This is a genomic window from Enterobacter sp. MGH 4, assembly GCF_000534735.1.
Lineage (GTDB): Bacteria > Pseudomonadota > Gammaproteobacteria > Enterobacterales > Enterobacteriaceae > Enterobacter > Enterobacter intestinihominis.
Genome location: NZ_KI973299.1, coordinates 67832 through 89537 on the forward strand (window position 1 = coordinate 67832; position 21706 = coordinate 89537).

The window sequence follows — 21706 nt, forward strand, 5'->3', positions numbered from 1 at the left end:
GAAAAGGTTTAGTGCGCGCGGCCCTGCTCAACACCCAGGCCGGTTTGCGAGCGGATAAACTGGGCGCGGAATTTCTCACGCTCCAGGTTACCCTCCGGCGAGTTGTCGGTCGCTGAGAAGAACCAGATCCCAATAAACGCCACGGCAATGGAGAACAGCGCCGGGTATTCATACGGGAAGATAGCGCTTTCGTGACCGAGGATCTGCACCCAGATGGTCGGGCCGAGGATCATCAGAATCACCGCCGTCAGCAGCCCCAGCCAGCCGCCAATCATCGCCCCACGGGTGGTCAGTTTTGACCAGTACATGGAGAGCAGAATGATCGGGAAGTTACAGCTTGCCGCAATCGAGAAGGCCAGCCCCACCATAAAGGCGATGTTCTGCTTCTCGAACAAAATCCCCAGCAGGATGGCGACGACGCCCAGCACCAGTACGGTGATTTTGGAGACTTTCAGCTCATCGCGCTCGCTTGCGCCTTTGCGGAAAACGTTGGCGTAGAGATCGTGCGATACCGCAGACGCACCAGCCAACGTCAGCCCGGCAACCACCGCGAGGATGGTGGCGAAGGCCACGGCAGAGATAAAGCCGAGGAACAGGTTACCGCCTACCGCGTCGGCCAGATGCACCGCCGCCATGTTGTTACCGCCGATAAGCGCGCCCGCCGCGTCTTTAAACGCCGGGTTTGCCCCCACCAGCATGATCGCGCCAAAGCCGATGATAAAGGTCAGTATGTAGAAGTAGCCCATAAACCCGGTGGCGTAGAACACGCTTTTACGCGCTTCACGTGCATCAGACACCGTGAAGAAACGCATCAGGATATGCGGCAGGCCAGCGGTACCGAACATCAGGCCGAGACCGAGCGAGAGCGCGGATATCGGATCTTTCACCAACCCGCCTGGGCTCATGATCGCTTCCCCTTTCGGGTGCACTGACATGGCTTCGGTAAACAGATTATTGAAGCTGAACCCGACGTGTTTCATCACCATAAAGGCCATAAAGCTGGCGCCGAACAGCAGCAGTACCGCTTTGATGATCTGTACCCAGGTGGTGGCCAGCATGCCGCCGAACAGGACGTACATCACCATCAGCACGCCTACCAGCACCACCGCGACGTGGTAGTTCAGACCGAACAGCAGCTCGATCAGTTTGCCCGCACCGACCATCTGCGCAATCAGGTACAGCGCCACCACCACCAGCGAACCGCAGGCGGAGAGCATGCGGATGGGGCCTTGTTTGAGGCGGTATGAAGCTACGTCTGCAAAGGTGTAGCGGCCAAGGTTACGCAGGCGCTCGGCAATCAGGAACAGAATGATCGGCCAGCCGACGAGGAAGCCGAGGGAGTAGATCAGGCCGTCATACCCCGAGGTATAAACCAGCGCGGAGATCCCGAGGAACGAGGCGGCAGACATAAAGTCTCCCGCAATCGCCAGCCCGTTCTGGAAGCCGGTAATGTTGCCGCCCGCGGTGTAGTAATCGTTACGGGAGCGCACGCGTTTCGACGCCCAGTAGGTGATGTAAAGCGTTAGCACCACGAAAATCAGGAACATGATAATCGCCTGCCAGTTGGTTGGCTGGCGCTGGACCTCGCCGGTAAGGGCATCTGCCGCATGGGCAGCAAAGGGAAGTGTGGCGGCAAGCGCCGTCAGGACTCGCTTCATGATGCTTTTACCTCGCGCAGAACTTCTCTGTTAAGACGATCGAATTCACCGTTCGCACGCCAGACATACACACCTGTCAGCACAAACGAAATAACGATAACGCCAATGCCAATTGGGATGCCGCGCGTAACGCTGGTTCCGGCGTGCAGCGGCGTACCGAGCCACTGCGGCGCAAAGGCGATCAGCAGAATAAAGCCGACGTAAATAACCAGCATGATGATGGAAAGGATAAAGGCAAACCGTTGCCGTTTTTCGACGAGCTCCCTGTAGTGCGCACTATTCTCTATCTGCTGACAAATATCGTTATTCATCACAGAGTCTCCAAAGGTAAGGTTGGTTTGTTTTTATCCCCTCTCCCCTATGGGGAGAGGGTTAGGGTGATGGAAGGAAGGTGCGGTCTGATGCCCTCACCCCGGCCCTCTCCCACGGGGAGAGGGAGAAACACTAGGAAGGCATTGCGATGGCCTGCTTCTCTTCGAGCAGTTTGTCCACCACGCCAGGATCGGCAAGCGTTGAGGTATCACCGAGGTTGCTGGTGTCGCCTGCTGCGATTTTGCGCAGAATACGACGCATAATCTTGCCGGAACGGGTTTTCGGCAGTGAGTCGGTCCAGTGCAGCACGTCCGGCGTGGCCAGCGGGCCGATCTCTTTACGCACCCAGTTGCGCACCTCGGTATACAGCTCTGGCGACGGCTCTTCGCCGTGGTTCAGGGTGACGTAGGCGTAGATCGCCTGGCCTTTGATGTTGTGAGGAATGCCGACAACTGCCGCTTCGGCAATCTTCGGATGCGACACCAGCGCAGACTCAATCTCCGCCGTGCCCAGACGGTGGCCGGAAACATTCAGCACGTCGTCCACGCGTCCGGTGATCCAGTAATAACCGTCTTCGTCCCGGCGCGCGCCGTCGCCGCTGAAGTACATGTTTTTAAAGGTCGAGAAGTAGGTCTGCTCGAAGCGCTCATGGTCGCCGAACAGGGTACGCGCCTGGCCAGGCCAGGAATCGACGATTACCAGGTTGCCTTCGGTGGCCCCTTCCTGCGGATTGCCTTCGTTGTCCACCAGCGCGGGCTGCACGCCGAAGAACGGACGGGTGGCCGAACCGGCTTTCAACTGCGTGGCGCCCGGCATCGGGGTGATCATGAAGCCGCCGGTTTCGGTCTGCCACCAGGTGTCCATCACCGGGCACTTCTCGTTGCCGATCTTCTTCCAGTACCACTCCCAGGCTTCCGGGTTGATCGGCTCGCCCACGGAACCGAGGATGCGCAGGGAAGAGCGGTCGGTCCCTTCGATGGCTTTATCGCCTTCCGCCATCAGCGCACGGATCGCCGTTGGCGCGGTGTAGAGAATGTTGACCTGATGCTTATCGACCACCTGGCACATACGCGCCGGCGTTGGCCAGTTAGGTACGCCTTCAAACATCAGCGTCGTTGCGCCGCAGGCCAGCGGGCCGTACAGCAGGTAGCTGTGACCGGTGACCCAGCCCACGTCGGCGGTACACCAGTAGATGTCGCCCGGATGGTAGTCGAAAACGTATTTAAAGGTGGTGGCCGCGTAAACCAGATAGCCGCCGGTGGTATGCAGCACGCCTTTCGGCTTACCGGTGGATCCGGAGGTATAAAGGATAAACAGCGGATCTTCCGCGTTCATCTCTTCCGGCTGATGCTGGTCGCTTGCGTTTTCAATCAGATCGCTCCACCACAGGTCTCGGCCCTCGTGCCAGTCAATGTTGCCGCCCGTGCGTTTGAAGACAATGACGTTATGGATGGATTTCACGTTCGGGTTTTTCAGCGCTTCATCGACGTTTTTCTTCAGCGGAATGCCGCGCCCGGCACGCACGCCCTCGTCAGCGGTGATCACCAGCTTTGAGTTCGAGTCGACGATACGTCCGGCAACCGCCTCCGGCGAGAAGCCACCAAAAATAACGGAGTGGATCGCGCCGATGCGCGCGCAGGCCAGCATAGCCACCGCGGCTTCCGGCACCATCGGCATATAGATCGCCACCACATCGCCTTTTTTAATGCCCTGGGCCAGCAGCACGTTGGCGAAGCGGCAGACGTCGCGATGAAGCTCTTTATATGAGATGTGTTTGCTCTGAGAGGCATCGTCGCCTTCCCAGATAATGGCCGTTTCGTTGCCGCGTTCGGCAAGATGGCGGTCCAGGCAGTTCGCGGCCAGGTTCAGCGTGCCGTCTTCATACCATTTAATGGAGACGTTGCCCGGCGCGAAAGAGGTGTTCTTTACCTTCTGATAAGGTTTGATCCAGTCGAGGATGTGGCCCTGTTCACCCCAGAATGCGTCAGGGCTGGAAATGGACTGCTGGTATTTCTCCTGGTACTGCTCCGGGCTTATCAGGCAACGGTCCGCAATGTTTGCGGGAATGTCGTGTTTGTTTATTTGGCTCATGGCTTTTTTTCTCCTTGTAAGATGTTAATAATATGTCGCAAAAACGTTAATAGTAGGGGCTTTACAAGCTTTGTTTAGTATTTGGGCGACAGATCACGCAATGTCTGAAGAGTATGAAAATTGAGCGAATGAAACTTTGAAGGGAAATAATTCATCTGAAGAATTATTCACTTTTTTGTTTGTAAAAGTTTTTTCATAACAATCGGTTATTGATGTGGATTGCTATTAATTACCGTCAATGACGCTTTTTGCAGTGAAATGCCTTGTTCTTTAAGGCTTGCGCAGCATGCCGTGCAAATGATACTCATACGGCGCGTTAAAAAATCCCATAAACCAACGCAACACAATTCATACCCTTTCAGTATGTCTCCATATTCATGCAGTTTTGCTGGTGCGGAGATTTCATTGAGGAAGTCAGTTTCTATGAAAAATTTGAAAGTCAGCCTGGCCTGGCAGATCCTGCTGGCCCTTGTGCTGGGCATCTTGCTGGGCAGTTACCTCCATTACCATAGTGACAGCCGCGAGTGGCTGATTGCGAACCTTCTCTCGCCAGCGGGCGATATCTTTATTCATCTGATCAAGATGATTGTTGTGCCGATTGTGATCTCGACGCTGGTGGTCGGTATTGCCGGGGTAGGTGATGCGAAACAGTTAGGCCGCATCGGCGTTAAAACCATTCTCTATTTCGAAGTGATCACCACGGTTGCCATCATTCTTGGTATCACCCTGGCGAACGTGTTCCAGCCAGGTTCCGGGATTGATATGTCGCAGCTGGCGACGGTGGATATTTCGAAATACCAAAGCACCACCGCCGACGTGCAGAGCCATTCGCATGGGCTGATGGGGACTATCCTCTCGCTGGTGCCGACCAACATTATCGCGTCAATGGCGAAGGGCGAGATGCTGCCGATCATCTTCTTCTCGGTGCTCTTTGGTCTGGGGCTTTCTTCCCTGCCCGCGACGCACCGTGAACCGCTGGTAACGGTGTTCCGCTCTATCTCTGAAACCATGTTCAAAGTCACCCACATGGTGATGCGCTATGCGCCGGTGGGTGTTTTTGCGCTGATCGCCGTAACCGTGGCGAACTTCGGCTTTGCTTCCCTGTGGCCGTTGGCGAAGCTGGTGATTCTGGTGCACTTCGCGATCCTGTTCTTCGCGCTGGTGGTGCTGGGGATTGTGGCGCGCCTGTGCGGGCTGAGCATCTGGATCCTGATCCGCATTCTGAAAGATGAGCTGATTCTGGCGTACTCCACGGCAAGTTCTGAGAGCGTGCTGCCGCGTATCATTGAGAAGATGGAGGCCTACGGTGCACCGGCGTCCATTACCAGCTTCGTTGTACCGACCGGTTACTCCTTCAACCTGGATGGTTCAACGCTGTATCAGAGTATTGCGGCAATCTTTATCGCTCAGCTGTACGGCATTGACCTGTCGCTGTGGCAGGAAATCGTGCTGGTGTTGACCCTGATGGTGACCTCAAAGGGTATCGCAGGCGTGCCGGGCGTCTCCTTCGTGGTGCTGCTGGCGACGCTGGGCAGCGTCGGTATTCCGCTGGAAGGCCTGGCGTTTATCGCCGGTGTGGACCGTATCCTCGACATGGCGCGTACCGCGCTGAACGTGGTGGGTAATGCGCTGGCGGTGCTGGTAATCTCCAAGTGGGAACACAAGTTCGACCGTAAAAAAGCGCTGGCGTATGAACGCGAGGTGCTGGGTCGTTTTGATAAAACGGCTGACCAGTGATGTAAAAATGCCGGGTGGCGGCTTCGCCTTACCCGGCCTACATAACCGTAGGCCCGGTAAGCACAGTGTATGACCGGATACATAGGTAACAGATCAGACCGGGAACATAGGTAACACTTTTCAGTCTATCCGGAGCACACTCTGGGTTTTTCGGTCGTAGTACGCAAGCGTTATTCCATTAAAGATGATGGCCTCCAGGCCATCATCTTGTTCTTCCAGCATGATGTACTCATCAGTCAGCGCTTCACTCAGGAACACCGTCCCCTTTTTCCCCATATAGAGTGTCCCCCTTGATTTCACCCTGTAGACCGTACCTCCTTCCGGATAAGCATATTCAGGAACCCTGCCATCCCAGTGCCGGCCTGAGGGGTGCCATACCGTTCCGGGCGTTGCACCCGCCAGGGCTTCATGCGGCCTTTCGTAGTTAAACTCTTCCCGGTAGCCACTGAACCACCGCTGTTGTTCTTCCATCGTCATAAATATGTTGCCCTGTTTTACTGCACTTTTCAGCGAACGATGCATTCGCTCATGACGGCCGTTTTCTTCCGGATGCCCCTTTCTGATGCGTTCCGGTCTGATGCCCAGCTTTATCAGCCAGACTGCAAGGCGACTTAACCCGGCGATACCTGTTCCTGCGAAAGGCTGACCATTATCCGTTCTCAGGACTTCCGGCAGACCGTACTCCAGGAACGCATCCGTCAGGCACTGCCTGACGAAGGGCTCGCTCTCCCGGTCTGCTCCCCGGCAGCTCAGAAGATACCGGCTGTGATTGTCGGTGAGGGTGAAGGGATGACAGTATTTCCGGCTCAGCAGCCTGAACTTGCCTTTAAAATCAGCGCTCCAGACCTGATTGTTCTCACTGATGATGGTCAGGGGCTGGCGATTGCCCGGGGTTCTGCGTTTTCGCTTTTTATCCGGAACCAGGCCTTCACGCTTGAGGATATCGCCGATAGTACTGGCAGCGGGGACGGTAAAATCGACGTGATGATTGAGCAGCCACATCCGCAGTTTTTTGGGGCCCCAGTCAGGGTGTTTTTGCCTCAGGGCCGTAAGCTGCCCGGCGATATCATCAGGAACTGTCCGGGAGTGGGAGTGCGGAGCACGCGACCGGTCAGAGAGAGATGACAGGTCAGAGGGGTCAAAACGCTGAAGCCATTTGTAACCGGTTTTTCGACTGATGCCGAAGAGACGGCAGAGGGCAGAAAAAGAATCCGTACCTGCATGGCAGGCACGGATAAAATCAAGGCGTTGCATAGGTCGGGTCTCAGTCCAGGGCATAGCGAGTCTCCTCTTCTATGCCAGTTATAACTGTTACCCATGTATCCGGTCTAAAGTGTTACCCATGTTTCCGGTTCATACCACAGCGCCACCGGGCAATAATTTACTCCCCGCTCAACGCATCAAACTCTTCACACCCGGTATCAAACCCTTCCGTACAGCTCAGGTTTAACCAGTAAAGCGCTTTCTGTTTATTCGGTGTGATAAAGCCTTTCTCACCCTGCCTGAACAGCATGCCTGCCCAGTACTCCGCATAGCCCGTCCGGGACAGAGCCGAACTCCGCTTGAACCACGCCGCAGCCTGCACGTCATCCTGAGGGACTTCAACGCCGTTGGCATAGATCAGCCCCAGCAGCTGTTGCGCGTCTACCGCCGAGTCGCTATCGATGTCTTCGGTCACCGTTTGCAGCAGTTTAATGGCCTGCGGGTAGTCGGTCTTGCCTGCCTGCGTATTCACCAGCACCCGCGCCAGCATGATCGCGCCGCGTTTGCTGCCCGCAATGTTTGCCTGTTGGGCCAGAGCTTTGGCCTGTGCGTAGTCGCCCTGCGTAAAGAGGATTTGCGACAGCAGCGCCATGGCGTCGACATTGCCGCCTTTCGCCGCTTTCTCGGCCCACAGCGCGGCCTGCTTGCTGTCGCCGGAGCTGAAGTACGTATCGGCAAGATAATACTGGGCGCGCGCATCACCGGCTTCCGCCTGTTTTCGATACTGGCTGCCTATCTCATCGGCACGGGCAAAGGCGGTTAAAAATAACAACAACAGAAAAATGGCTTTCATGGATTCTTATCATCGGGGTACATGCCGCGCAGTATAATCGCGGTGACAGAAGAAAAAAACGGGTGCGTTAAGACCTCAGCATCCCACAAGCCGGGCGGAACACGCGTTCCACCCGAAGAGGTTAGCCTGCGTTACAGGCTAATTTCGCCGCCACCTCCTAATGTTCACTCTTTATTGAAAACTCACATAACTTACCGCGAGTAATAAAGGTAAAGTTCACTATCGTCAGGCAAATAATAAAAACGATGCCTAACGCAGTTTTTAATGGCGTCATGCCTTTTACTTCTTGTGAAAAAAAGAATAAGAGGCTACTCTCAACTTGTTGGGGTTGAGGGGTAGCCTCGGGTTGTACTGACCCCAAAAAGTTGGACAGTTAAACACGAGGCACATAGGTCTGGGTTCGATATTCAATTGGACTCAGACCTTTTAATTTCAGGCTAATTCTTCTGCTGTTGTAGTAGTCAATATATTCCGTAACAGCATCCTTCAGTTCGCTTATATTACTGAACTCGTCAAGATAAAAACACTCCGACTTTAAGGTTCCAAAGAAACATTCCACGACTGCATTATCCAGACAATTGCCTTTTCTGGACATGCTCTGTGTAATGCCTTGTTCTTTAAGGATGTTTTGATACCTTCTCATACGATACTGCCATCCCTGGTCAGAGTGCAGAATAGGATGCTCGTGAGGCTTAAGCTTTTTGAATGCCTGATCGAGCATATTCTCGACCATGTTCATCACAGGTCTTTCCGACAGGCTGTAAGAAATAACTTCGTTGTTGAAGAGATCTATTACTGGAGACAAATACAGCTTTCGCCCATTGACTGCAAATTCAGTAACGTCGGTAACCCACTTCTCGTTTGGCCGTGTAGCCTTGAAATCCCTTTGGAGAACATTGGGGGCGGTTTGCCCTACCTCTCCTCTGTAGGAGCTGTATCGCTTGACCTTAATCGCTGCCTTAAGCGAGAGGGTTCCCATCAGGCGCTGAACGGCTTTATGGTTAATCCGTTCCCCGTCTCGATGGAGAGACAACGTTACCCTACGGTATCCGTAACGACCTTTATTCTCGTGATAAATCTCACCAATACGCTTTTTAACATCCGCATACTTATCAGGCTTGCTGAGAGCCTTTAGATGGTAATAAAACGTACTGCGCGGTATCTCCGCTGCCTTGAGAAGCTCATCAAGAGGGTAAAACTGCCTTAGCTCGTTGAGTACTTTCACTTTTTCGCGGGATGAGCTAAGGCTTTCAGCTTTTTTAGATACGTAAGCCGCATTTCAAGGAATCGAACTTGTCTTTCAAGATCCTCAATACGTCGGTCTTTCGACAGCTCCAATGCTAACGCCGCTTTTTCTGGATCAACTGACATTGTAATGTTTCTTTTGGTGCCGATCTTGAGTGCGCGTAAACCAGCTTCTCCGTGCTCCTCATAGACTTTCAGCCACTTGGCTACAGAACCACTACCAGCAAGCATAAAGTGAGCAGCAGCCTGATTGAGGGACATCTGCTGCTCGGTCACGGCTTTCACGACCTTAATGCGCAACTCTGGATCAGCACTAACGCCTTTAGGTTTGGGAATTAAACCTTTTTCTCCATGTTTTTCATAGAGGGCAACCCACGTCCTGACCTGGGTTCGAGGCACACCAAAACGTGCAGAGATGATCCTGTAACCATCATCAGTTGTGAAGTAGTGATTCACGACTTCAAGGCGCTTTTCGAAGGGGTATTTTGGCTTTGACATATCAGGGACTATTCCATTTCATCGTCCAACAAAATGGGTGCAGTACAGGTAAATGCAAATTTCCCGGGGCTTTCCACTTTCTGTCCCTCAACAATGCTCAAGACAGAAAGTCTTAAGCACCCGCCGCATATCTTATCCCTCTGAATTAAAATGCAAAGATGTAATTAATTTTCGCGAAAATTACATTTTTCTGCGAGACGTCTTCAGAGAAATATATTGTTATTATTAATAGCGATGCCAGAAATAATAATGGGGTGAATATCTCACCCCATTTAGTCAGCGATTAATTAACAGCTTCATCCCATTGCGCTTTCACGCAGGCGGGCTTTCAGCTTGTTATATTCGTCGATCACGTACTGTTCCGCTGCGCGCTGATCCGCTATGGGCTCCACGTTTACGGCGCAGTATTTATACTCCGGCGTTTTGGTTATCGGGCTTAAATTCTCCGTCACCAGCTCGTTACAGGCGCCAATCCACCACTGGTAGGTCATATAGACCGCGCCTTTGTTCGGACGGTCGCTGACCTGCGCGCGGGTAATGATGCGGCCTTTACGCGAGTTCACCCACACCAGCGCTTCATCTTCAATACCGAGCCTTTCGGCATCGGCGGTGTTGATCTGCGCGTAGCCCGGTTCATCCGCCAGCGCCGCCAGCGCGGCGCAGTTGCCGGTCATGGAACGGCAGGAGTAATGGCCCACTTCACGCACGGTGGAGAGCACCATCGGATACTCGTCGGTGAGTTTATCGATCGGCGCGACCCAGTCGCAGGTGAAGAATTGCGCCAGCCCGTTCGGGGTGTCGAATTTTTCTTTAAAGAGGTACGACGTTCCCTGATCCGCCTCTGACTCATCCCGGCACGGCCACTGGATGTAGCCTAGCTCACCCATTTTTTCATAGGTTGCCCCATAAAAGTCCGGGCACAGATGCCGCAACTCGTCCCAGATCTCCTGGGTGTTGTTGTAGTGCATCGGGTAGCCCATGCGGGTGGCGATTTCGCTGATGATCTGCCAGTCCGTTTTCAGATCCCACTTCGGCTCGACAGCCTTGAAGAAGCGCTGGAAGCCGCGGTCTGCCGCCGTATAGACACCTTCATGCTCGCCCCAGGAGGTCGACGGTAAAATCACATCCGCCGCCGCCGCGGTTTTGGTCATAAAGATATCCTGAACAATCACCAGCTCCAGATCCTCAAACCCTTTACGCACCGCAGACAACTCGGCGTCGGTCTGGAGCGGATCTTCACCCATGATGTAGGCCGCACGCACTTCACCGTGCGCCGCGCGGTGCGGCAGCTCGCTGATGCGATATCCCGTGTGCTCAGGCAGGCTCTCCACGCCCCAGGCCTTCGCGAATTTCTCGCGATTTTCCGGGAATTTGACGTACTGGTAGCCCGGATAGGTGTCCGGCAGCGCGCCCATGTCGCACGCGCCCTGCACGTTATTCTGACCACGTACCGGGTTCACGCCCACATGCGCTTTACCCAGATTGCCGGTCAACATGGCGAGGCTGGTGAGCGAGCGCACGGTTTCCACGCCCTGGTAGAACTGGGTCACGCCCATACCCCACAGAATGGCGGCGGTTTTCGCTCCGGCGTACATCCGCGCCGCCTGGCGGATCTCCTGTGCGCTGACGCCGGTTATCGCCTCAACGGACTCCGGCGTATAGCCTTCGACAATCTTGCGATACTCTTCAAACCCTTCCGTACGGCTTGCGACAAACGCCTGGTCGTATAGGTTCTCCTCAATAATGACGTGCCCCATTGCATTTAACAGCGCGATGTTCGAGCCGTTTTTCAGTGCGATGTGCATATCGGCAATGCGCGCGGTTTCAATTTTGCGCGGATCGCAGACGATGATTTTCGCCCCGTTCTGTTTGGCGCGAATCACGTGATTCGCGACGATAGGGTGAGAATCCGCCGGGTTATAGCCGAAGATGAACACCAGATCGGTGTTATCTATCTCGTTGATGGCATTACTCATTGCGCCGTTACCGACCGACTGGTGCAGACCTGCAACCGATGGGCCGTGTCAGACGCGAGCGCAGCAGTCGACGTTATTGGTACCAATAACGGCGCGCGCGAATTTTTGCATCACATAGTTGGTTTCATTCCCGGTTCCGCGTGAGGAGCCGGTGGTCTGAATCGCATCCGGGCCATACTTGGCCTTGATGGCGCTAAGGCGCGTGGCAACATAATCCAGCGCTTCATTCCAGGAGACGGCTTCCAGCTTGCCGCCGCGCTCGCGGCGGATCATAGGGGTTTTCAGGCGCGGGGTGAGGATTTGGGTATCGTTAATAAAATCCCAGCCGTAGTACCCTTTCAGGCACAGCGTGCCCTGATTGGTTTTACCCTGCGCCGCTTCCGCCCGGACGATTTTGCCGTTATCGACCACCAGGTGGATCTTGCAACCTGAGGCACAATAAGGGCAAACCGTGACGACTTTTTTCATCACTTTGCTCCAGTTAAACAGTTCTTACCTGCCCAATATGCAGCTTCTATGCCATGTTTTTACTATGGGTATTTCCTGACTTTACGACCCTTTGCGGGGCAAAACCCTGACGAAAAACAGCCAATCGTCAAAATTGACGTGTCGAAAGGGCAGGGGATGTGACATGGATTGAATTTCCGTCACGTAAAAAACAATTCGGCTGGAGCCGGCGGCAGAATGGTTCAGACTTAACATAATTCCCTGACGGAAGCATGCGATGAAACCGGCGATTCTGGTGGTTGATGATGATGTCGCAGTCTGCGAACTGCTACAGGATGTGCTCAGCGAGCACGTCTTTACCGTGCTGACGTGTCACACCGGTCAGGAAGCGGTGAACCGTGTCCAGCAGGACTCCGGCATTGCGCTGGTTCTGCTGGACATGATGCTGCCGGATATCAACGGATTACAGGTTTTGCTGCAGATGCAAAAGCGGCGACCGTCGCTACCGGTGGTGATGCTGACGGGGCTGGGAAGTGAATCAGATGTGGTTGTCGGGCTGGAAATGGGCGCTGATGATTACATCGGAAAACCGTTCAATCCGCGCGTGGTGGTCGCCCGCGTTAAGGCGGTGCTGCGTCGTACCGGCGCGCTGGCCGCGGAGCCTGCCGCGCCGCGCGTTGAGGGTATTGCTTTTAACGGCTGGACGCTGGACACCACCCGCTGCGAGCTGAGCGATCCGCAGCGTAATACCGTGCCGTTAACCCAGGGCGAATATGGCCTGCTGCTGGCATTAACGCAAAACGCCCGCCGGGTACTGAGCCGTGAACAGCTGCTTGAACTGACCCACAGCGAATGCGCCGAGGTCTTTGACCGCACTATCGACGTGCTGATCATGCGGCTGCGGCGAAAAATTGAGGTCAATCCGCACCAGCCTCTGCTGATCAAAACCATTCGCGGTCTGGGCTATGTTTTTGCCACGGACGTTTCCCATCATGAGAAAGCCGCCTGACCGTTCTCCTGAATAAACGTCTGAAGCTCGGCCAGCGTTTTCGCGCCGTCAATTGCATTAGCCGCCAGCAGGCTGGCCCGCGCGCAGGCGTGCGCCAGATAAATACTCTCCGTCAGCGGCAGGGATTCATGGCAGCCGTATAAAAAGCCCGCGCAAAACGCGTCGCCCGCGCCGACGCTGCCGATAATCTCGTCCTGCGTCAGCTTCCACGACGGAACCCATTGCCCTTTTTCACCCGGCGCTTCACCCCATGCCCCTTCCGGACAGTGGATCACCACCCGCTGTCGCACGCCTGCCGCCAGCAGCTGTGCGGCAGCGTCGGCGATATGGGCCATGTTCAGCGCATCATGGCTGTCGCGGATCTCAAGCCCGCTAAACTCACCGGCTTCCAGCTCGTTAATCACCAGATAATCAAGATGGCGCAGGGCAGGGAGCACCAGCGGCTGATAGCGCGGGTCGCCCTTGCGGGACACCAGATCGAGCGAGGTTTCATACCCCTGATCGTGCATCTGTGCCAGTAACCGCGCGCTGCGGGTGCCAAATTCCTCGTCCGGCATATCCAGGCTGTCGAGCAGCAGCAGATAGCCGAGATGGAAGATCTTCAGCGATCCGTCTAAACGATCGAAGGCGGGAAGATCCAGCAGGCGGTTGGCGCCCGGCGAGTGGAAAAAGGTGCGCTGTCCGCTGGGGTCGGTCATCACCTGCGACATCGACGTTGGGGAGAACGTCGTGCGCTGCACGCGCTGGCGATTGACGTGATACTGGTCGAGCATCGCCAGAATATAGTCTCCGTCGCTGTCTTCCCCAATCAGCCCCACCGCCTGTAACGGCAGGCCGACGTGCATTTTTGCCAGCGTCAGCAGAACGTTGAGCGGCGCACCGCCGGTTGAGCGTTCGCTGTGGGTGATTTCTGCCAGCCAGCCGCGCTCCGGCCACTGTAAGATCTGGTGGACGTGATCCACCAGCATATTGCCTGCGGCGACGATCCCTTTGCGTTCCATTAGGCCTGCCCCGCACTGCCGAAGATGCGCATTTGCTCCGCAACCGTATCGGTAATGGCCTCTTCAATGCCCAGCAGCAGCTCGGCAAACTCATCGTAAAGCGATTGTCGGTTCGCCATGCGTTGCTCAACGGCGGCAAGTGCGGCCTGCGACATGCCGGTATAGAAATTGATTTTATGAATACCGAGTTCAATGGCGCGGCGGAAATCAGTGTCGCTTATGCCAGAGCCACCGTGTAAAACCAGCGGCAGGCCCGTCTGCTGGCGAATGGCGTCCAGACGCGGAAAATCAAGCTTCGGCTCGCCCTTGTATTTGCCGTGCGCGTTGCCAATGGCAACCGCCAGCGCATCGATGCCGGTTGAATCAACAAATTCGCGCGCCAGTTGCGGGTCGGTAAAGAAGGCTTCATCCGCATGACCGTACAGCGCGCCACCTTCATCCCCGCCTACCGCGCCCAGCTCCGCCTCTACCGAGACGCCCACCGCGTGGCACATCTTCACCACTTCCCGGGTCTGGCGGATATTTTCCTCATAGCTCAGCGTGGAGCCGTCGAACATCACCGAGCTGAACCCTAAACGCAGGGCGCGCACCACCGCCTCAAAATGCAGGCCGTGGTCGAGGTTCAGCACCACGGGAATATCGTGGCGGGCAGCTTCGAATTTCACCGCTTCCACCAGCGACTCCAGAGACACGTACTTAAAATGCACTTCGGCGATGTTGATGATAAACGGCGAGCGTTCCTGCTTCGCGGCGGCAAACAGCGCGCGCAGGAAATGGGAGTCGAGCACGTTGAACGCGCCCAGGGCGTAGCGGTGTTCCCTGGCGTGGGCCAGACCGTCGGCAAGAGAAATCAATGGCATCATTCACTCCTTATATCCGAAAGAGGGTGTACTCGTTGCACAGCACCAGCAGCGCCGGTTCGTCTTCTTCAATGGTGTTGTAGCGGTCAATGGGCTGTAAAAAGTGGTTGTCGTGTTCATCGTCATTGACCGACGACACTTCGCCCACCAGCACGTCACCAAAGCCGCGTTCACCCCAGAAACTGTGGTACAGGCCGGGCGTCAGGCAGATGCTCTCCCCAGGCGTGAGGCGCAGCTGGCTGCCGGGCGCGTGCGTCTGCCGACAGCCGTCTATCGTGACGGTCACGTCGGTGTTTTCGGTCTCTTCATGCGCGCCCGCATTCCATAACTCAATAATCAGATTCCCGCCGCCGCGGTTAATAATGTCCTCCCGCTTGCGCCAGTGAAAATGCATCGGCGTCACCTGGCCGTCGCGGACGTGCATGATTTTTTCGGCATAGCACTTTTCATAGGGCACGCCGTTGGGGGAGCCGTTGCGCAGGGTGAAAAGCGTTAACCCCTGTGCAGCGAAGTTGTTGCCACCAAATGCCGTCACGTCCCAGCCGAGCCTGAGGTCAAACACCTCCTGCCATGCTGCCTGGTCAAGCTGCTGCCATTTTGTCGGCGGAAAGCTGGCAAAAGGGGGGAGATGCACGTCGTGCATGGAGAAGAACTGCCGCGTGTGGCCGAGGATTGCGTTGATGTCGGAGCGTTTCATGGGGACTCCTTGAGTTTTTGCCGCCCCCTCACCCTAACCCTCTCCCCAAAGGGGAGAGGGAACTTGAACACCCTCTCCCCTTTGGGGAGAGGGCCGGGGTGAGGGGCTTACTTAACCGTCCAACCCTTATACGTGCCGACGTTCTTTTTATCGATCATCGTCACCGGGATCAGCACGGGCTCTTTCGGCGCAGGTTTGCCCTGAAGAATGTCATAGCCAATCTCCACCGCCTTCGCCGCCATCACCTGCGGATCCTGCGCCGGGGTAGCAACAAACAGCGAGTTTTCGCGCTTCAGGGCTTCTTCACCATCCGGGCTGCCATCCACGCCAACGATAAAGAATTCGTTGCGTTGAGCCTGTTTAGCCGCCAGATCGGCGCCGATCGCGGTCGGATCGTTAATCGCGAATACGCCGTCGATCTTCGGATTGGCCGCCAGCAGGGAGGTCATGACCTCCAGGCCGCCTTCGCGGCTGCCTTTGGCGTTCTGATTATCCGAGAGCACTTTGATATCCGGGTGGCGCCTGAACTCGGTCTGGCAGCCCTCCACGCGGTTTTGTACCGCAGAAACCGGCGGTCCGTTGATGATCACCACGTTGCCTTTACCTTTCAGGCGGTCGGTAATGTACTTACAGGCCATTTCTCCCGCCTGAGTGTTATCGGAGGTGATGGTCGCATCGGCCCCTTCCGCCGCCACGTCCACCGCCACGACCACGATCCCCGCCTCTTTAGCGCGTTTTACCGCGGGGCCGATCCCTTTGGAATCCGCGGCATTAAGGATGATCATGTCTACTTTCGCCGCAATGAAGTTATCGATCTGCGACACCTGCTGGCCCAGATCGTACCCGCTGGAGACCAGCGTCACCTTGACGTTATCTCCCGCCAGCTTGCGCGCTTCCAGCTCGGCACCTTTGGTGATCTGCACGAAGAACGGGTTAGCCAGGTCACCCACCGTCACGCCGATGGATTTCAGATCTTTTGCCTGCGCAAACGGGGTTGCGGCCAGCAGCGCGCCAGCACAGAGCGCGGTCACTAAGGGCTTCAATCTCATGCTGTATTCCTCACGTAGGGTATTGTTGTTATGCACTTTGATGGTGTCGGGTACGGTATTTGTCGATCAGCACCGCTATGATGATCACCGCCCCTTTGATCACCAGCTGCCAGAAATAGGAGACGCCCATCAGCGTCATGCCGTTGTTGAGGGTGGCGATGATCAGCGCGCCCACCAGGGTGCCGGTGATCGTGCCGATCCCGCCGACGAAGCTGGTGCCGCCGAGGATCACCGCCGCAATCGCATCCAGCTCGTACCCCGTGCCGAGGTTGCCGTTGGCGCTGTAGAGACGTGAAGCGCTCATCACGCCGCCTAAGCCCGAGAGCAGGCCACTCATGCCGTAGACAAACAGCAGCACCAGCCAGACCTTAATGCCGGTTAAGCGTGCCGCCTGCATGTTGCCACCAACCGCATAGATGTGAACGCCGAGGGTGGTGCGGCGCAGGATGAACCAGCACACCACAATCACCGCCAGGGCGATCACCACCAGCCACGGAATCGGGCCGAGGTAGTTATTGCCGATCCACTCGAAGTTAATGTTGGAGTTAATAACCGTCGTGCCGTCCGCCAGCAGATAGGCCGCGCCGCGCAGCGCCGTATAGGTGCCGAGCGTGACGATAAACGGCGGAAGTCCGGCGAAGGCCACCAGCGCACCGTTGAACAGCCCCAGCACCATACCGAGCATCAGCGCCGCCGGAATGGAGAGCATCGCAAATTCAGGGATAAGCGACACTACCATCGCTGCCACTGCCGTGGTGCCCAGAATCGAGCCCACGGAGAGGTCAATCCCGCCGGTCAGGATGATGAAGGTCATCCCGGCCGCCAGCACAATGTTGATCGACGCCTGCCGGGTAATGTTGAGCAGGTTGCTCTCGGTGAAAAAGTTCGGGGCGATAAAGCCAAATACCGCCACAATCAGGATTAAAATCGGCAAAATGCCGATCGTTTGCATCAGATCGCTCATCAGCATTTTTTTGGCGGAGGCGGATTTCGCCACCTGCTGCGGATGGGTTGGAGTTGTCATAATTACACCGCCTGATGATGTGTGTCGTTTACGCCGGTTGCCAGCGTCATGATGTTTTCCTGAGAGATGTCGCGCCCGTGCAGTTCACCCGCAATGCTGCCTTCCCGCATCACGTACACCCGGTCGCTCATCCCTACTACTTCCGGCAGCTCGCTGGAGATCATCAGTATCGCAACGCCTTTGCGCGCCATCTGGTTCATGATGCGGTAGATCTCGCTTTTTGCGCCGACGTCTACGCCGCGCGTGGGCTCGTCCAGAATCAGAATGCGCGGGCCTATCGCCACCCAGCGGGAGATCAGCAGTTTTTGCTGGTTGCCGCCGGAGAGCCCGCCCGCGCGCACCTGTGAATGGGGCACGCGGATATTGAGCAGGGCGATGGCGTCATCGGAAATCGACTGCGCTTTTTTGCGGTTCAGCCAGCCGAAGGTGGCGTCGCGCTCCAGCGTCGCCATGGTGATGTTCTCCTGCGCCGCCAGCTCCAGAAACAGACCTTGCTCCTTGCGGTTCTCGGTAAGAAAACCGATGCCGTTCTCAATGGCCGCGCGCGGGGAGTGGATCACCACCGGTTCGCCGTCCACCTCAATCATGCCGCCGGTGGCTTTGCGCACGCCGAAGATCAGCTGCGCCAGCTCGGAACGCCCGGCCCCGACCAGACCCGCCAGTCCGACGATTTCACCGGAGCGCACCTGCAAACTACAGGGCTGCACTTTTTTGCCGTCGGTGAGGTGGTGGACGTTAAGACGCGGGCTGCCGAGGGGAATATCGCGCTCTTTGTTAAACAGATCGCTGAGCGGACGGCCCACCATCATGCGCACCAGCTCGGAGGCGTTGAGCCTGTCGCGCGTCAGGCTGCCGACGTATTGCCCGTCGCGCAGCACGCTGACGCGGTCCGAGAGTTCATACACTTCCGCCATCCGGTGGCTGATGTAAATAATCGCCATGCCTTCATCGCGCAGGCGCAAAATCAGTTCGAACAGACGGTGGGTTTCGCGTGAGGAGAGGGCGGCGGTAGGTTCGTCCATCACCAGAATGCGGCTGTTGCGGTGCAGGGCGCGGGCGATCTCCACCTGCTGCTGCTCGGCGATCGTCAGCTTCATGACCAGGTCGGTGGCGCTGAACTGCGCACCGAGGCGGTCAATGACCGCCTGCGCCTGGGCAGCCATCTCTTTGCGCTGGACCAGCCCGCCGCGCGACAGCTCGCTGCCGAGAAAAATGTTTTCTGCCACGGTCAGGTTAGGAGCAAGCTGCATCTCCTGATAAATCAGGGTAATGCCTGCGGCCAGCGCATCCTTCGGACCTTTGATGTGAAATGGCTTGCCGTCGATGAGGATGTCGCCGCTGCTGGCGGTATAGGCTCCTGCGAGGATCTTCATCAGCGTGCTTTTTCCGGCGCCGTTTTCCCCCATCAGCGCGTGGATCTCACCGGGGAAAACCGTCAAATCCACGCCCTTGAGCGCGTGGAAATTGCCAAAGGTTTTGGCAATGTGGCGCATCTCTAAAACCGGGGTTCTGCTCATGGCGGATCTCCTGTGAATGTCGATATCTGCACTTCATCACAGGCGCGTAAATGCAAAATGTCAGAAGCTGTTCATATTTGTCATAGTTATGAATAGCTAATCGCCATCACATTTTCCTTTTCCCTCTCCCTGTGGGAGAGGGCCAGGGTGAAGGCACCAATCCGCAGAGGAGCCCAAACCCATGTCTTCACGCCCCCCGTTCTTCACCAGCGCCCGCGGACGCCTGCTGATTTTTAATCTGCTGGTGGTCGCCGTCACGCTGATGGTCAGCGGTGTGGCGGTGCTCGGCTTTCGTCACGCCAGCCAGATCCAGGAGCAGGTCCAACAGCAAACGCTGGATGACATGACCGGCAGCATGAACCTCGCCCGTGATACCGCAAATGTGGCAACGGCGGCGGTGCGGCTGTCGCAGGTGGTCGGTGCGCTGGAGTACAAAGGCGAAGCCGAGCGGCTGAAACAGACGCAGATGGCGCTGCGCCACTCGCTGGATCAACTTGCCGATGCGCCGCTGGCGCAGCAGGAGCCGGCGCTGGTGGCGCGAATTATTCGCAGGAGTAATGAATTACAGCAGAGCGTGACGGGAATGCTGGAGCGCGGGCAAAAGCGGCATCTGGAGCGTAACGCGCTGCTCAGCTCGCTCTATCAAAGCCAAAGCTACCTGCGTCATTTGCAGGATATCAACCGCCGTTACGCGAGCAATGTGCCAGACGCCCGACAGCTTGCAGAGATGGACAGGCTGATCGTTGCCGCCATTGATACCCCTTCACCGCGCGCCACGGTGCAGCAGCTGGATGCAGTAACCGCGGGGTTATCCGCGAGCGCCCTGCAACCGGTGGCCAACCTGGTGCTCCCGGATTTTAATGATGAGCTGCGCAAGCTCGCACCACTGTCGACGCAGCTGGAGGAGAGCGAACTGTCCATCAGCTGGTACATGTTCCACATCAAGGCGCTGGTGGCGATATTAAACAGCGACATTAATCAGTACGTTGAACAGGTGGCGCAGGCTTCCCGGCTTCGCACGGCCCAGAGCCATCACGAGCTGCAATCCATCAGCGTGTTTATCAGCATCTTCGCGGTGCTGGCGCTGATCATCACCGGCTGTGCCTGCTGGTATATTTACCGCAATCTGGGCTCCAACCTGACGGCTATCTCAAGGGCGATGTCGCGTCTCGCTCATGGGGAGCAGGATGTGTCGGTGCCCGCGCTACAGCGGCGTGATGAGCTGGGGGAACTGGCGCGCGCGTTTAACGTTTTCGCCCGCAATACCGCTTCGCTGGAGCACACCACGCGGCTGCTGAAGGAGAAGACCTCACAGATGGAGGTTGACCGCATCGAACGTCAGGGGCTGGAGGAGGCGCTGCTGCACAGCCAGAAAATGAAGGCGGTCGGGCAACTGACGGGTGGCCTGGCGCATGATTTTAATAACCTGCTGGCGGTGATTATCGGCAGTCTGGAGCTGACCGATTCGGCATCACCGGACGCGCCGCGCATCACCCGTGCGCTTAAAGCCGCGGAACGCGGAGCCATGCTCACCCAGCGTCTGCTGGCCTTCTCGCGCAAGCAATCCCTGCAACCCCATGCGGTAGAGATGAAGCCGCTGCTGGAGAACCTGAGCGAGCTGATGCGGCACTCGCTTCCCGCCACGCTGACGCTGGATATTGAAGCGCAAACCCCGGCGTGGCCCGCATGGATTGACGTCAGCCAGCTGGAAAACGCCATTATCAACCTGGTAATGAACGCCCGTGACGCAATGGAGGGGCAATACGGTGTGATCAAAATCCGCACCTGGAACCAGCGTGTGACCCGCAGCGACGGGCGCAGGCAGGATATGGTCGCGCTGGAGGTGATTGACCACGGCTGCGGGATGTCGCAGGAGGTGAAATCGCAGGTCTTTGAACCGTTCTTCACCACCAAACAGACCGGCAGCGGCAGCGGGTTAGGGCTGTCGATGGTGTACGGCTTTGTGCGCCAGTCGGGTGGTCGCGTTGAGATCGAAAGCGCGCCGGGGCAGGGAACCACCGTGCGGCTCCAGCTGCCGCGCTCGACGCTGCCCGCGTTCTCCGATGATGTCGTGCTGGCGACCACGGCCCCGGCAGAAAGTGAGCTGCTTGTGCTGGTCCTGGAAGATGAGGCGGGCGTGCGTCAGACCCTGTGCGAGCAACTGCACCAGCTTGGCTACCTGACACTTGAAGCCGAAAACGGCGAGCAGGCGTTGAACATGCTGGACGCATCACCGGATATCGGCATGTTTATCAGCGACCTGATGTTACCGGGCGGCCTGAGCGGTGCGGAGGTGATCGGCCATGTACGCAGCCACTATCCGCAGTTGCCAGTTCTGCTGATCAGCGGACAGGATTTGCGCCCGGCGCATAACCCGCAGCTGCCGGACGTTCCGTTACTGCGAAAACCGTTCACCCGCGCACAGCTGGCGCAGGCGCTGCGCAAGGTGATGGTAATTTGAGATTCCTCCGCTACTCCCGCTAACAGCCAGTCATTACTTTAAGGCCAGTTCACCTGCGAGTCTGGCCT

General features: G+C 56.6%; 17 protein-coding genes. 3 read left to right on the forward strand and 14 right to left on the reverse strand.

Annotated features, from left to right (window positions below; genetic code table 11):
* Positions 1-8: 8 nt before the first annotated feature.
* The 3 genes from actP to acs all read right to left on the reverse strand — a co-directional run bounded on the left by actP (position 9) and on the right by acs (position 4061).
* Positions 9-1658 (reverse strand): cation/acetate symporter ActP, encoded by a 1650-nt coding sequence (gene actP, locus L350_RS00605; RefSeq protein WP_023299099.1) that lies wholly within the window; start codon positions 1656-1658, stop codon positions 9-11.
* A complete protein-coding gene (locus L350_RS00600) occupies positions 1655-1969 on the reverse strand; it encodes a DUF485 domain-containing protein (protein WP_022646763.1) in 315 nt (104 codons plus the stop codon). Before L350_RS00600 ends, actP begins: the two co-directional genes overlap by 4 nt.
* 133 nt (positions 1970-2102) lie before the next feature.
* A complete protein-coding gene (acs, locus tag L350_RS00595) occupies positions 2103-4061 on the reverse strand; it encodes an acetate--CoA ligase (protein ID WP_032627044.1) in 1959 nt (652 codons plus the stop codon).
* A 423-nt stretch (positions 4062-4484) separates the two neighbouring features.
* On the opposite strand from acs, the gene gltP reads away from it, so the two are divergent.
* Positions 4485-5798: a glutamate/aspartate:proton symporter GltP gene (gene gltP, locus L350_RS00590; RefSeq protein ID WP_022646765.1), complete on the forward strand. Its 1314-nt coding sequence runs from the start codon at positions 4485-4487 to the stop codon at positions 5796-5798.
* 120 nt (positions 5799-5918) lie between these two features.
* On the opposite strand, the gene L350_RS00585 is transcribed toward gltP, so the two are convergent.
* From L350_RS00585 to fdhF, 5 genes are all read right to left on the reverse strand, one after another.
* Positions 5919-7076, reverse strand: a complete 1158-nt coding sequence (locus tag L350_RS00585) for a DDE-type integrase/transposase/recombinase (RefSeq protein ID WP_032624508.1) — start codon at positions 7074-7076, stop codon at positions 5919-5921.
* Between the two features lie 103 nt (positions 7077-7179).
* On the reverse strand, positions 7180-7854 hold the full coding sequence (locus L350_RS00580) for a tetratricopeptide repeat protein (protein ID WP_032627046.1): 675 nt from the start codon (positions 7852-7854) through the stop codon (positions 7180-7182).
* 157 nt (positions 7855-8011) lie between these two features.
* Positions 8012-8128: a Hok/Gef family protein gene (locus tag L350_RS0122750; RefSeq protein ID WP_050595087.1), complete on the reverse strand. Its 117-nt coding sequence runs from the start codon at positions 8126-8128 to the stop codon at positions 8012-8014.
* 99 nt (positions 8129-8227) lie between these two features.
* Positions 8228-9597 (reverse strand): IS3-like element ISKpn8 family transposase gene (locus L350_RS24080; RefSeq protein WP_085949440.1). Its coding sequence is split into 2 segments (ribosomal slippage): positions 8228-9117 and positions 9117-9597, totalling 1371 coding nucleotides; the frame shifts between segments, so codons are not numbered across the junction.
* A gap of 296 nt (positions 9598-9893) precedes the next feature.
* Entirely contained in the window at positions 9894-12041 is a 2148-nt protein-coding gene (gene fdhF, locus L350_RS00565; protein WP_080298763.1) for a formate dehydrogenase subunit alpha, read from the reverse strand.
* Between the two features lie 256 nt (positions 12042-12297).
* On the opposite strand from fdhF, the gene L350_RS00555 reads away from it, so the two are divergent.
* The gene (locus tag L350_RS00555) at positions 12298-13029 is read left to right on the forward strand and encodes a response regulator (RefSeq protein ID WP_032627048.1); all 732 of its coding nucleotides are present in this window, start codon (positions 12298-12300) and stop codon (positions 13027-13029) included.
* Here L350_RS00555 and L350_RS00550 read toward each other — a convergent pair.
* The 6 genes from L350_RS00550 to L350_RS00525 form a co-directional block, all read right to left on the reverse strand.
* Positions 13011-14030, reverse strand: a complete 1020-nt coding sequence (locus L350_RS00550; RefSeq protein WP_032627049.1) for a carbohydrate kinase family protein — start codon at positions 14028-14030, stop codon at positions 13011-13013. The genes L350_RS00555 and L350_RS00550 overlap by 19 nt on opposite strands.
* A complete protein-coding gene (locus L350_RS00545) occupies positions 14030-14890 on the reverse strand; it encodes a ketose 1,6-bisphosphate aldolase (protein ID WP_022646771.1) in 861 nt (286 codons plus the stop codon). Before L350_RS00545 ends, L350_RS00550 begins: the two co-directional genes overlap by 1 nt.
* Before the next feature lie 10 nt (positions 14891-14900).
* The gene (locus tag L350_RS00540; protein ID WP_032627050.1) at positions 14901-15587 is read right to left on the reverse strand and encodes a D-lyxose/D-mannose isomerase; all 687 of its coding nucleotides are present in this window, start codon (positions 15585-15587) and stop codon (positions 14901-14903) included.
* A gap of 107 nt (positions 15588-15694) precedes the next feature.
* Positions 15695-16636, reverse strand: a complete 942-nt coding sequence (locus L350_RS00535; RefSeq protein WP_003860240.1) for an ABC transporter substrate-binding protein — start codon at positions 16634-16636, stop codon at positions 15695-15697.
* A 28-nt stretch (positions 16637-16664) separates the two neighbouring features.
* Positions 16665-17660, reverse strand: coding sequence for an ABC transporter permease subunit (locus tag L350_RS00530; RefSeq protein WP_003860239.1), 996 nt, complete (start codon positions 17658-17660; stop codon positions 16665-16667).
* 2 nt (positions 17661-17662) lie between these two features.
* The gene (locus L350_RS00525; RefSeq protein ID WP_023299107.1) at positions 17663-19177 is read right to left on the reverse strand and encodes a sugar ABC transporter ATP-binding protein; all 1515 of its coding nucleotides are present in this window, start codon (positions 19175-19177) and stop codon (positions 17663-17665) included.
* Positions 19178-19358: 181 nt separating this feature from the next.
* Here L350_RS00525 and L350_RS00520 point away from each other — a divergent pair, with 181 nt between their 5' ends.
* Positions 19359-21638 (forward strand): hybrid sensor histidine kinase/response regulator, encoded by a 2280-nt coding sequence (locus tag L350_RS00520; RefSeq protein WP_032627051.1) that lies wholly within the window; start codon positions 19359-19361, stop codon positions 21636-21638.
* The last annotated feature ends 68 nt before the right edge of the window (positions 21639-21706 follow it).